Origin of the sequence: Niallia tiangongensis (assembly GCF_044704065.1) — a bacterium.
Taxonomy (GTDB): Bacteria; Bacillota; Bacilli; order Bacillales; family Cytobacillaceae; genus Niallia; species Niallia tiangongensis.
Map to the genome: position 1 here is coordinate 3,789,145 of NZ_CP162613.1, position 12,038 is coordinate 3,801,182.

Sequence of the window (12,038 nt, forward strand, 5' to 3'; positions counted from 1 at the left end):
CAGTTCAAAACCGACTCTCCTTCCCTTTCGTCTACATGCTCGTATATCCATATTTCTCGAATTCCCCATAAATTGTCTTTAATTTTGGATTTCCTTCTCCAACTATTTCTCCCTCAATGACTACTACTGGATAAAATAAGTCTTCCTCTATTATCTTCCGACAAAATTCATTTTTTTCTTCTTCATAATTTGCTTGAAATATATCATAATAATTAATTTGAAAGGTTTGCTCAGGAAACTTTCTGCTCAACGCTGCTTGAAGCCACTCATATGTGTCTTTAGAGGATGGCAGATTGACACAGCTTGCACAAATTTGATCTGCACCATATATACTCACTTCAATCTCTTTTTTCAAAGAATTTCCTCCTTAACTGTCTATTTCTTATTTTTACTGTTTAAATAATGTTTTTATATAAATCCATTTTTTGTTTATGCAATTCATGTTTCTTGATTATAGATTTTTCATCCTAATGTGATTATAATAAATAATAGGAAAGGAGTCGATATGTATGCAAGAATTAGAAATGAAAGAACAAGTACAAGAAGTACTCGATAAATTACGTCCATTCCTTTTAAGAGATGGCGGAGACTGTGAATTAGTTGATGTAGAGGATGGCATTGTTAAGCTGCGCTTACTTGGTGCTTGCGGAAGCTGCCCAAGCTCTACCATCACTTTAAAAGCTGGTATTGAACGTGCTTTATTAGAAGAAGTACCAGGAGTTTATGAAGTAGAGCAAGTATTTTAATCTTTTCAATATGGGAAAGTAGCAAGAGGATGCAACTTCTGCATCCTCTTGCTTTTGCTTACATTATTCTATTGAGCCTTTGTTACAATAGCTCCGGAACAAAGGCTACCTTCCTTGTCTATTTCCAAGGGCAGAAAGCACATTTCAGGTAATAACGGGGTTAACCCCTCCATTAACGCATTCATTTCTCCAGGTCTTACAAAGCATAACACAGTTGGCCCTGCCCCGCTTAGAGCAACACCGTAAGCACCAAGCTCATAAGCTTGATCCTCCATTATTTGCAAATGTGGAACAAGTTCTTTTCTGTAAGGCTGATGGTACTTGTCCTTTTTCATCATCTTACCTGCAAGCTCTATATTACCTGATAACAGGGCGGCAACTAGTAAATTGGATATTGCCCCTGCAGAAACAGCTTCACCAAAGGATAGAGAGCTTGGCAATACTCCCCGCGAGGATTTTGTTAGCAGTTCTTCCTCTGGAATAACCGCCAACACTTCCAAATCGATGGAATGGATAATTTCTGCATCCACTTCTTCCCCTAATTGACAGCCTATAACTAGACCGCCAAAAAGACTTGCTCCTACATTATCTGGGTGTCCTTCCATTTTGGATGCAATTTCAAACTTTTGGTGTTTCGTCAAGCGTAAGTCTCCAACTTGATCCGCAAGTTCAATTCCCGCCACAATGGCAGATGCACTCGATCCTAGCCCTCTTGCTAAAGGGATATTGCTAGCAACTTTAATCTGGCAAGGTGATAGCAAGGTTTGAAATGATTTTGCAACCTCGATAGCCGTTTTAACGATGAAATTTTTTTCATCATTAGGGAATTCCTTTAGTTCATCCGTTAACGGAATAACCTCCCAACGATCACTTAGAACCACTTCTAACGTTAGATATAAATTTAACGCTAATCCAATACTATCAAAGCCTGGCCCTAAGTTAGCAGTGCTTGCTGGCACTTTAATAAGTAGCATTTCGCCTTCGTTCATATATGAACGACTCCTTTGATATGGTTCGCAACAGCCTTTTCATCATTAGGCAGAACTACTGGCTTTATTGGACTAACATCAATAGCTGTATTTGGATCCTTTAAGCCATTTCCTGTAAGAATAGCTACAATCTTGCTTCCTTTTGGAATTTTTCCGCTTTGGATATGCTTATACACACCTGCAATGGATGCACAGGATCCTGGCTCCGCAAATATACCTTCTGTAGCAGCAATTGTACGATAAGCAGCTACTATCTCTTCATCTGTTACCTCATCAATGATACCATTTGACTCTTGTTGTGCTTGAACAGCTAACTTCCAGCTTGCTGGATTACCAATACGTATCGCTGTCGCAATTGTTTCTGGATTTTCAAAAACACGGTTATGAACAATTGCTGCTGCTCCTGCTGCCTCAAAGCCATGAATTTTTGGAAGTCCTGTTTGCTTTACTTGATGATATTCTTTAAATCCTTTCCAATAAGCACTAATATTCCCTGCATTTCCAACTGGAATTGCCAATATATCTGGAGCTCCTCCCAACTGATCACATACTTCAAAGGCTGCCGTCTTTTGGCCTTCTAAACGATAAGGATTCACAGAATTTACAAGGGCAACCGGTTCGGTTTCGCTAATTTTCCGAACCATTTGTAGGGCTTGATCAAAATTCCCTTCAATGGCGATAATCTCTGCACCATACATTACAGCTTGCGCAAGTTTTCCCATCGCGATTTTCCCTTCAGGAATAACTACAATACAACGCATTCCTGCTCGAGTAGCATATGCTGCTGCTGCTGCAGATGTATTACCAGTAGAAGCACAGATTACGGTTGAGTTTCCTTCTTCCTTGGCTTTAGCAACAGCCATTACCATTCCTCTATCTTTAAAAGATCCAGTAGGATTTGTTCCTTCTGTTTTGACATAAAGCTCTACGCCCCACTCTTCCGATAACTTATCTAGCTTTACTAATGGCGTATTCCCTTCATTTAGTGTTAACATCGGTGTTGATTCATTTATTGGCAAATATTCTTTATATTCTTCTAAAAGGCCCTTCCATCTCATTACTTTGTACCTCCCTCAACTCGGTATGAACTTTTGACTGTTCGAACAGATGCTAAATCCCTTAATTCTAATAAAATATTTTCATAGTTTAATAAAGATGCATGATGTGTAACTAAAACGATTTCCGCCAGTCCTTTTTCCTTCACTGGTAATTGGAGAATCTTCTCAAAGCTGACCCCATGTTGCGAGAAGATAGAGGTAATTTCTGCAAATACTCCAACCTCATCCTCTACTTGCAGACGCAAGAAATATTTTGAAAACCTTTCATCTGGTTCTTTTAGCTTCTTTTTAAATTGTGGGGCAATTGCTCCTTTTCCATTAACACCCAATCTCATATTTTTTAAGACATTTACTAAATCCGAAACAACTGCTGTTGCAGTAGGTAAGCTTCCAGCACCTGGACCATAGAACATCGTTTCTCCTACAGCTTCTCCATAAACATATACAGCATTATATTCATTATTAACAGATGCTAATGGGTGGCTGTCGACGATAAAGGTCGGCTGCACACTTACCTCTACTTTTTCTTCCTGCCTTTGAGCGATACCAATGAGCTTCATTGTGTATCCCAGCTGCTTTCCATACTGAATATCTTCATCTGTTACATTTGTAATTCCTTCTACCTTCACATCTTCTAATCCTATATTCATGGAAAAGCCCAGTGTCGCCAAAATCGTCATTTTTCTAGCAGCGTCCAATCCTTCTACATCTGAGGATGGATCACTTTCTGCGAAACCTAATTCTTGTGCTTCTAATAAGACATCTTCATATGGTCTTTGCTGTTGGCTCATCTTCGTTAGAATAAAATTAGTTGTACCGTTCACGATTCCCATCAATTTGATGATTCGATCAGAAGCTAATCCATCAACTAATCCCCTTAGTATAGGAATTCCCCCAGCGACACTGGCTTCATAAAATAAATCACAATTATTTTGGGAAGCTGCCTGCAAAAGCTCTGCTCCATGCACAGCCATTAAATCCTTATTTGCTGTAACTACTTGCTTTTTATTTTTTAGCGCCTTGAGCAAGATGTTCTTTGTATCTTCAATCCCACCCATTACTTCAATTACCACATCTATTTCAGGATCATCCAAAATATCATTTGCTTCAACTGTTAGGAGAATGTCTTTTACCTCTACATCTCTCTCCTTATTGATATTTTTGACCAGAATTTTTTTTACTTTCACCGGACAGCCAACCTGGTGCATAATTTTATCCTGATGATTTTCAATAATTTTCACAACGCCCGATCCAACAGTTCCTAATCCGAGTAGTCCAATTGAGATTGTCTCCATCTGCTTTCCTCCCGTTGATGTTCTTTTTACGAGAACAACTGTCTTTGTATAGTAGACATTATAGTGTTTGATTCCTTTTTTTACAAGGGGTGTTTAAACATTCTTTTGAAAATTTATATTTTATAAAGAATGTTTAAACACATTTCCGCCCTAAAAAGAAGCAACTGCTCGTTTACTTATTGAATCTATTATAAAGGAAGATAATACAATACTAAAAGGAAAATTATAAATTTTATGTATTTTTAGATTTCTGTTACAGGATTAAATTTTCAATGATAGAATTTAATCTGTTCGTCCTATTTCGTAGACGAGACAGAACCTGATTAATTTAGTTGCTCTCTGTCAGCTTTATTTCTTTTTCGATAAGTAGACATGAGAATGCACTTCTGTTACCTTTGCTCCTCTTTTTCGGACAAAGCGGGCTCTGAGCTACTATTTCTCGATAAGATATTCACACTTTAAAAAGACCTCATTAAACAAATGTAGCATACAGCCACGTTAACAAGGTCTTTTTATCCATATTGTTTATTTACAGCCAAGTAACAATCGGTATCTTCATTGTTTTAACTGGAACTTCCGTATTTTGATAAAATTCCTTGAGAAAATTTTCTAAATCCCTTGATTGATTAAGCATTTTCTTTAACCGTTCTTCAAGAAATAATCGATCTGCTTCATGTGTAGCAGAATAGTAATTTTCCACACATTCTACATAATGAATGGGAAATAACAATCTTGCATATATTAATCTCCATGCAAAAGAGCTTAGTGGCATAACACTTTGATATTCCTCATAAAATGTTTTCACTTCTCTATGATACGTTTTAATATTTCTAAAATAACGGTCTCTTGTCCATTCTGCAAGATCTCTTCCACAATGATCAAAAACCCAATCAAATGGATTTTTAATATAATATTCCCCAGCCCATGTATCCTTGGTAAAACGATTATAGCAAATCGTTCCACTATCAACTGCATTTGGATCATCATCTAGCTCCGTATCGACAAGATACTGGATTGCATTCTCAGCAATTCCCATATAATATGGAAAAGATTCTAAAAACAGCTTATCAAATTCACTTTCCGGTTCTTTATATAACATACCGTTCCAAAAACCTTCCATCTGATCCAATCTCTGTTCCCACATGCTCTTCCATTGTCCCATCCTGCTAATATTTTGCACACCAAATTGAACCGTTCTCCCTCTAAAATGAAACTTTCCGAGCTTTCTTCCTAGCTGTCGAGAACGAAAAGGTCGTAACCGATCATTCATTATTACACAATAATGCTGTTCATCTATCTCTGTATATTTAGCTCCTTCTTTTGACTCTAAAAGCATGCTAACATGATGATCGCCAGTCTGATAAATATGTGTCGCTATTTGGTCTCTTTCTACAAGCTCTTCTTCCTCTATCCTTCCAACTGGAACGAGTGTATATAGCTTTCCTTCGTTAATACATGCTTCATAATGTCCAATTCTCGTTTCTTCTTCTACTTCAATCCCATATTTTGCAGACAAAATATTACGAATCATTTTTCCCCCTCCTATCCTCTCTTTTAGGAGTATATGATGCTGTTTGTAAAAACTTGTTAAGTGGATTAAATTAATGAATATCCGACTTTATGGAAACAATAAGGGAGCATAGGAACATTTTCGGCTTTCGTGCATATAATAATAAACACTGTGACTACATAGTGAATAAACAAAAGAAAAGGTGAAGTTCATGTCATTAAAAGACCTAACAGAAAAAACAGCCAGAAAGTGGTTACATGAACGTGGAGTTAACATAGAGGACATTGCGAAGCTTGTATATATATTACAAGAGAAATATCATAATGATTTAAAAATGGAAGACTGTATTCATAATGTGGAGCGGGTCCTGTCAAAGCGCGAGGTCCAAAACGCTATTATTACAGGGATACAATTAGATATGTTAGCAGAAAAGAAGCTATTAGAATCCCCTCTTCAAGAAATTGTAGAAACAGATGAAGGACTTTATGGAGTAGATGAAGTGCTTGCATTTTCTATTGTAAATGTTTATGGATCTATTGGCTTTACGAATTATGGATATGTGGATAAATTAAAGCCGGGTATCTTACAAAGGCTAAATGACAAGAGTTCTGGAGAGTGTCATACTTTTTTAGATGACATTGTTGGCGCCATCGCAGCAGCCGCTTCTAGTAGACTAGCTCACCGTTCTAAAGGGGAAGAATAAGGCTTAAAGCTAAGATAGCATAAAAAGGACATTTCGGAACAAGTAAACAAAAAGTATACTTGTTTGCGAAACGTCCTCTTTTTATCATGATTATTCTTTTATAACCCAATCCATTAAGCTATCTACTGTATAAGTTGGCTGAGTGGAGTAGTCACCTAATTGCTCTTTCGTCGTTACGCCTGTATGGACTAAAAGGGTATCCATATTTGCATTAATTCCTGCCATAATATCTGTTTGATAATTATCTCCTACCATCAAAACATCTTCTTTAGGCAAGCTCAATAATTTGATTGCTTGGTTTACTATAATGGATTCTGGTTTTCCTATAACGACTGGCTGTTGTTGTGTACTTACTGTGATAACAGATGCAACAGCACCGTTACCTGGCAATAATCCCCGTTCACTTGGCAAAGCAGTATCACCATTTGTAATCACAAAATCCGCTCCATTACGCACAGCAAGACAAGCTATTGTCATTTTTTCATAGGTAATCTGCTGGTCAAGACCAGCAACCACATAATCGACATTTTCAGAAACTTCAACAAGCTTTAAGCCTTGTTCAACTAAAGCTTGTTGAAGCCCTTCTTCTCCAATCATAAATACACTGGCTCCCGGGGATCTTTCAGAAATATAATTTGCTGATGCCATTGCAGAAGTAAATACCTCACTTGCTTTTGCTGGTATATTGAATTCTCGTAGCTTTTGTGCTACCTGTTCTGGCGTTTTGGTTGAATTGTTTGTGACGTATAAATAAGGGATTTTTAAAGCCATTAATCGTTTTACAAATCCAGCAGCCTCAGCAATCACTTCTGTTCCACGATACATCGTGCCATCTAAATCGATTAGATATCCTTTATAAGCTTTCATTTAACAAAAATCCTTTCTAATGTTTCAACTTCTTATACATTATTTTTTAAATGCAGATACAGGACCGAGTTCATGAATTAAGTAATCTTTCACAGACGGGATAAACGATTTTATTGAATTCATTTTTTGTGCAAATGAAGCAGCCAATTTCTGATGATCAATATCTGTATAATGATGAACAAGCTGTTTTCTCCAAAGAATAAGTTCTTTAATATCTTGTGCTGTGCCTAGGGTAATTACTTTTTCATCTGTTAGTATATCTACAATGTCATCATAGCTTCCAGGGTCTCTCATAATAAAACCGTCAATCATACTATTTCCCACATCTAAAATAACCTCAATCATCAAATGTGTTATTCTTTCCAATGCCACTTTTTCCATAAAAGTGTTCCAAGTATCCTGATTTTCAAATTGACAGATAAGTTCTTGGTAATAGCGTAATTGTTCTTCTATTTTTTCTCGGTCCACAAAATACATAATTTTGATTTCTCCTTCCGTGCCTTATGAGATTTGTAAGTGATCACTTAAGCTAGTTGGCCTGGCATAGAAATATCCTTGAGCTAAATCAACTTTATTCTTAGATAAAACAGAGGCTTCCTCTGCACATTCGATTCCTTCCGCAACCACAACCGATCCCACTTCTTTAGCAATAAGAAGCAGTCCTTTTAACATCGATTCCTTAACTGAATTTTTATCAATATTCTGGATAACAGACCGGTCAATTTTAATAATATCTGGCATAATTTCACTTATAGAATTCAGGCTTGCATAGCCTGCTCCTGTATCATCTACTGCGATTAAAAATCCAAGCATTCTTAATACTTTCAGATTATTAGTAAAGTGCTCTAAGCCTTCAAATGAATCTCTTTCCGTAATTTCGATAGTTATTTTTTTCGGGGAAATCCCTTTAAATCGACGGATAACATTTTTAATATCTTTAATAAATCTTGGATTGCCTATTGTTACAGGTGTAAAGTTAATAAAGATATTGTGCCTCCATCTCGTTTGCTGGATTTGTTCAAATGCTTTTTCCAGAACAATCATTTCAAGATCATACAAGAACTTCGTCTGCCTTGCTAAGGAGAACAGCTGAAGAGGATTTTCTAACGCTGTTCCTTTTGGTCCTCTTGTCAGCATTTCACAAGCATGAATTTTATTTGTTGCTACATTCATAATTGGTTGAGCTAATAAACAGATGCGCTTATTGGCAACAATATCACTTAATACATGGACTAATTTATTAAATTCTGTATCTGACCTTTTATGTGCCATAGCAAGCGCTAATTCATAAGCCATTTGAATGGCATCCTGAAGATAAGTATATTTTTTCTCGATAAACATGTACCCAGGATTAAATACAGGCTGAACTCTCCCTGTTTCCCGAAAAACTCTTTCAACATTATGTATAATACTTTTTATTAGACCATCCAGAAGTGACAGGCACTCTGTTCCTTGCTGCCATTTAATAAACATCGTTAGGCTGTTTGGACTGTAATCATGAATAGCCATAAATTCATTTGAAACATCTAATGATTGTATCGCTGCACGAAATGACTTTTTTAGAAACCGAATATAATCTAAAAAATCCTGCGCCTCTAATTGCTGCTTGATTCTATGTAAATTTGTTATATCAATTACAACAACGGTCACCTCATATCCATTCTTCATTGCTTTCTCTACTTGATGAATAATAGGGTCTCGTAAAACAAATGAGGGAGGAAAATACTTTATAAATTTTACCGGAAGCAATAACTTCCCCCAATTGAATAACCTTGAATATACATTTTCTTGATATTTCATAGCTCCATTCCTCTCAAAAAGCCAACTTTTCCTTTTACAAATAAGCCTTTATATCTCTATCGATGGACTTTCCCTTTACTTCTAGTGCTACACATCTAACAATCACTTGCAAAAAACAGCACTGGGGAATTTTTAAAATGTAGAATAGAAAAAATTTAATGGTCTTGCTTACTGCAAGGAAATGACTTTTAGATCTACCTAAACTTTTTTAAATAGCTTTCGCCAAGTCACAATACATTTAAGCTAATCATCTAAAGAAACAGTTCTATCGCTTCTAAACAGACCCATTTCTCGTTTCCTTTCAGAATGGAAGCTCCTTCATCAAGAACAATAGGAAGGATTGGCTAATTGCTATTTCGTTTTTTTCACTACAAAATATGCACAGCCAAAATTACAATATTCATACAAGTACTCTGTTAATGTACTTATTTTTGTGTCAAAGCTTGATTTTTGATTATTGTCATCAAAAAAACCACGTAGTCTTAATTGTCCATAGCCCCAATCTCCGACAATATAATCGTATTTCGATAATATATCACTAAATCTATTTTTAAATGCTTCTTCATTAAAACCTGATTTTCTTTCTTCAATCAGTTCATAACAATTGTTATTAATACAAACCAATCGTATCACCTCAAAACCTGTATGGATTTCATATAAATAGTCCAATCATAACATTACTCCCTATCATTATAACCTTAGGAAGGATATTTACATAGCAATAACAATAAAATCCTCCTAAAAAAACAGAATTTTTTATTTTTTACTGTTAAATAATTTTAGTGAAATCAGGCTGCAGGTAGTATAATAGTTCGATTAATTATGGGAAAACACTTAATCTGCATTGAAAATTTCTGAGTTTTTCGACATGGATAAACAAAAAAAAATCCCCAGAAGGGATCTTTTTTAAGCTTCTTTTGCATGTTCAGCCATTTGTTGATTCTTTTTTGCTTCATTAACTTGCTCATCTGCGTGATAGGAAGAGCGTACTAATGGTCCTGCTTCACAATGGCTAAATCCTTTACTCAATGCAATTTCTTTCAGCTCTTTAAACTCATCTGGATGATAATATTTTTGCACTTTTAAATGCTTTGCAGTTGGCTGTAAGTACTGACCAATTGTCATAATATCAACGTTATTTTCTCTAAGATCATCCATCGTAGCGATAATTTCTTCTTTCGTTTCTCCTAATCCAATCATAAGACTAGACTTAGTCGGTATCTTGGGCTGCATTTCTTTTGCTCTACGCAAAAATTCAAGGGAACGATGGTATTTTGCTCTTGCACGTACTCTAGGGGTCAATCTTTCTACTGTTTCAATATTATGGTTTAAGATATCAGGCTTAGCATCCATTAATATACGTAGGTTTTCTTCTATGCCTCCCATATCGGAAGGTAATACTTCAATGCTGGTGAATGGATTTTTTCTGCGAATTGCACGAACCGTTTCTGCAAATACTGCAGCGCCACCGTCTTTTAAATCATCTCTTGCAACAGCAGTAATAACGACATGCTTTAAATTCATCGCATAAACAGAATCAGCAACTCTTTCTGGCTCTTGCCAATCCAGTTCTGTCGGTAAACCTGTTTTTACTGCACAAAAACGACAAGCTCTTGTGCAAGTATCTCCTAAAATCATAAATGTGGCCGTTCTTCTTACAGCCCAACATTCATGTATATTGGGACATTTTGCTTCCTCACAAACTGTATGTAGTTGTTTTTCCTTCATCATTTTTTTCAAACCTGTATAATTTTCATTCGTATTCAATTTAATTTTCAACCATTCAGGTTTGCGTAAATAATCTTGTTTTTTCTCTGACACCATATTCATCTCCTAGTAAAATAATTTTCATCATTTTTACCTAAAAAAAGTATTGTATAACAATCTTCAATTAGAAAACTTTGTAATGTTACACACAATAGAAGGATTGCCCCACTTCATTTGTCACTTTAACATAATGCAAATGCCTCTACAAGTTATTGATTTTAAAGATTACCATTAATTGATAATCATTTTTTTCATTTTACTTCACAAAATATAACGACAGAATAAGAAGGGGGGGATTATCTTTTGCGCAGGTTAATGTTTTTAATCATTATACTTATGTTTTTACTACCTAACACTGTCACATATGCTACTCAAAACACGAATGATCTTTATACGAAACGAATGGAACTATATAACAAAGTCGAAGCGTTGTATCAAATACCCTGGTATTATATAGCGGCTGTCGATCAATATGAGAGAAATATTCGCTCCGCAAGAAAAGATATCCCAAAAGCAGAAGGACTTACTGGGATTTATTTTACAAAAGAAAAATGGGCCGGCATTATCAATCCAGATTCCGAGGATACCAGCCCTTTAACCATTCCTTTATTTGGAGGACTTGGAGCAGATGGTAATGGAGATGGAAAAGCGGATCGATTTAATAATGAAGATATCCTCTCCGCATTCTCAAATTATATAAGCCAATATGGAGTGGATGAGGATAACTTTAGAATCGGTCTATGGAATTACTATAAAAGAGATAAAACAGTAAGTATCATAATGGGAAAAGCGGCAATATATAAACACTTTGGAAGATTAAATTTAGATGACCATGCCTTCCCTCTTCCGCTAAGAAGTAACCATAGCTATCGCAGTACTTGGGGAGATGCACGTGGGTGGGGGGGTAAACGTATCCATGAAGGAACCGACATTTTTGCAGACTATGGTGTCCCTGTAAAAGCGACTTCCTATGGTATTGTGGAAATGAAGGGGTGGAATAATTATGGAGGATGGCGAATTGGTATAAGAGATATTAATAATAACTATCATTATTTTGCACATTTAAGTGGATTTTCTAAAGATATTAAAGCAGGTATGATAGTGGAACCAGGTATGCTCATTGGAGGGGTTGGGAGTTCGGGATATGGACCACCAGGAACGTCTGGGAAATTCCCGCCACATCTGCATTATGGAATCTATAAAGATAATGGATATACAGAATGGTCTTATGATCCGTATGCACACTTAAGATTATGGGAAAGACAAGAACGGATAAAACCACAAAGTAAAAAATAAAACTTTC

Annotated in this window: 13 protein-coding genes; 3 read left to right on the forward strand and 10 right to left on the reverse strand. The window is 36.1% G+C overall.

Translation table 11 applies throughout. The features are described 5' to 3' along the window. Nucleotides 1–31 precede the first annotated feature (31 nt). On the reverse strand, nucleotides 32–355 hold the full coding sequence (locus AB3U99_RS18255) for a YuzD family protein (protein WP_400243000.1): 324 nt from the start codon (nucleotides 353–355) through the stop codon (nucleotides 32–34). A gap of 154 nt (nucleotides 356–509) precedes the next feature. Here AB3U99_RS18255 and AB3U99_RS18260 point away from each other — a divergent pair, with 154 nt between their 5' ends. Further along, nucleotides 510–746 carry a NifU family protein gene (locus AB3U99_RS18260; RefSeq protein WP_400243002.1) on the forward strand — a complete coding sequence of 79 codons (237 nt, stop codon included), beginning with the start codon at nucleotides 510–512 and terminating at the stop codon, nucleotides 744–746. Nucleotides 747–814: 68 nt separating this feature from the next. Here the strand turns inward: AB3U99_RS18260 and thrB are convergent, their stop codons facing one another. The 4 genes from thrB to yutH form a co-directional block, all read right to left on the reverse strand. After that, nucleotides 815–1,735, reverse strand: a complete 921-nt coding sequence (gene thrB, locus AB3U99_RS18265; protein WP_400243004.1) for a homoserine kinase — start codon at nucleotides 1,733–1,735, stop codon at nucleotides 815–817. Then, nucleotides 1,732–2,793, reverse strand: coding sequence for a threonine synthase (thrC, locus tag AB3U99_RS18270; protein WP_400243006.1), 1,062 nt, complete (start codon nucleotides 2,791–2,793; stop codon nucleotides 1,732–1,734). Before thrC ends, thrB begins: the two co-directional genes overlap by 4 nt. Beyond that, entirely contained in the window at nucleotides 2,793–4,088 is a 1,296-nt protein-coding gene (locus AB3U99_RS18275) for a homoserine dehydrogenase (RefSeq protein WP_400243007.1), read from the reverse strand. Before AB3U99_RS18275 ends, thrC begins: the two co-directional genes overlap by 1 nt. Nucleotides 4,089–4,617: 529 nt before the next feature. Then, nucleotides 4,618–5,619, reverse strand: coding sequence for a spore coat putative kinase YutH (gene yutH / locus AB3U99_RS18280; RefSeq protein WP_400243009.1), 1,002 nt, complete (start codon nucleotides 5,617–5,619; stop codon nucleotides 4,618–4,620). Nucleotides 5,620–5,809: 190 nt separating this feature from the next. Between yutH and AB3U99_RS18285 the strand changes: the two genes are divergently transcribed. Further along, nucleotides 5,810–6,301, forward strand: a complete 492-nt coding sequence (locus tag AB3U99_RS18285) for a phosphatidylglycerophosphatase A (RefSeq protein WP_400243010.1) — start codon at nucleotides 5,810–5,812, stop codon at nucleotides 6,299–6,301. Nucleotides 6,302–6,391: 90 nt separating this feature from the next. On the opposite strand, the gene AB3U99_RS18290 is transcribed toward AB3U99_RS18285, so the two are convergent. The 5 genes from AB3U99_RS18290 to lipA all read right to left on the reverse strand — a co-directional run bounded on the left by AB3U99_RS18290 (nucleotide 6,392) and on the right by lipA (nucleotide 10,789). Then, the gene (locus AB3U99_RS18290; RefSeq protein ID WP_400243012.1) at nucleotides 6,392–7,168 is read right to left on the reverse strand and encodes a TIGR01457 family HAD-type hydrolase; all 777 of its coding nucleotides are present in this window, start codon (nucleotides 7,166–7,168) and stop codon (nucleotides 6,392–6,394) included. A gap of 39 nt (nucleotides 7,169–7,207) precedes the next feature. Then, nucleotides 7,208–7,645, reverse strand: coding sequence for a DUF86 domain-containing protein (locus tag AB3U99_RS18295; protein WP_400243013.1), 438 nt, complete (start codon nucleotides 7,643–7,645; stop codon nucleotides 7,208–7,210). 24 nt (nucleotides 7,646–7,669) lie between these two features. Then, nucleotides 7,670–8,968 carry an EAL domain-containing protein gene (locus AB3U99_RS18300; RefSeq protein WP_400243015.1) on the reverse strand — a complete coding sequence of 433 codons (1,299 nt, stop codon included), beginning with the start codon at nucleotides 8,966–8,968 and terminating at the stop codon, nucleotides 7,670–7,672. A 351-nt stretch (nucleotides 8,969–9,319) separates the two neighbouring features. After that, the gene (locus AB3U99_RS18305; RefSeq protein WP_031536307.1) at nucleotides 9,320–9,592 is read right to left on the reverse strand and encodes a YutD family protein; all 273 of its coding nucleotides are present in this window, start codon (nucleotides 9,590–9,592) and stop codon (nucleotides 9,320–9,322) included. 282 nt (nucleotides 9,593–9,874) lie between these two features. Beyond that, nucleotides 9,875–10,789, reverse strand: coding sequence for a lipoyl synthase (gene lipA, locus AB3U99_RS18310; protein ID WP_400243017.1), 915 nt, complete (start codon nucleotides 10,787–10,789; stop codon nucleotides 9,875–9,877). A gap of 261 nt (nucleotides 10,790–11,050) precedes the next feature. Here lipA and AB3U99_RS18315 point away from each other — a divergent pair, with 261 nt between their 5' ends. Then, on the forward strand, nucleotides 11,051–12,031 hold the full coding sequence (locus AB3U99_RS18315) for a M23 family metallopeptidase (protein WP_400248117.1): 981 nt from the start codon (nucleotides 11,051–11,053) through the stop codon (nucleotides 12,029–12,031). Nucleotides 12,032–12,038 lie beyond the last annotated feature (7 nt).

Coding starts and splice junctions, on each gene's coding strand:
- yutH (WP_400243009.1), bottom strand. CDS start 5,619: ATGATTCGTAATATTTTGTCTGCAAAATATGGGATTGAAGTAGAAGAA.
- AB3U99_RS18300 (WP_400243015.1), bottom strand. CDS start 8,968: ATGAAATATCAAGAAAATGTATATTCAAGGTTATTCAATTGGGGGAAG.
- AB3U99_RS18285 (WP_400243010.1), top strand. CDS start 5,810: ATGTCATTAAAAGACCTAACAGAAAAAACAGCCAGAAAGTGGTTACAT.
- AB3U99_RS18295 (WP_400243013.1), bottom strand. CDS start 7,645: ATGTATTTTGTGGACCGAGAAAAAATAGAAGAACAATTACGCTATTAC.
- AB3U99_RS18290 (WP_400243012.1), bottom strand. CDS start 7,168: ATGAAAGCTTATAAAGGATATCTAATCGATTTAGATGGCACGATGTAT.
- thrC (WP_400243006.1), bottom strand. CDS start 2,793: ATGAGATGGAAGGGCCTTTTAGAAGAATATAAAGAATATTTGCCAATA.
- AB3U99_RS18275 (WP_400243007.1), bottom strand. CDS start 4,088: ATGGAGACAATCTCAATTGGACTACTCGGATTAGGAACTGTTGGATCG.
- AB3U99_RS18260 (WP_400243002.1), top strand. CDS start 510: ATGCAAGAATTAGAAATGAAAGAACAAGTACAAGAAGTACTCGATAAA.
- AB3U99_RS18315 (WP_400248117.1), top strand. CDS start 11,051: ATGTTTTTAATCATTATACTTATGTTTTTACTACCTAACACTGTCACA.
- thrB (WP_400243004.1), bottom strand. CDS start 1,735: ATGAACGAAGGCGAAATGCTACTTATTAAAGTGCCAGCAAGCACTGCT.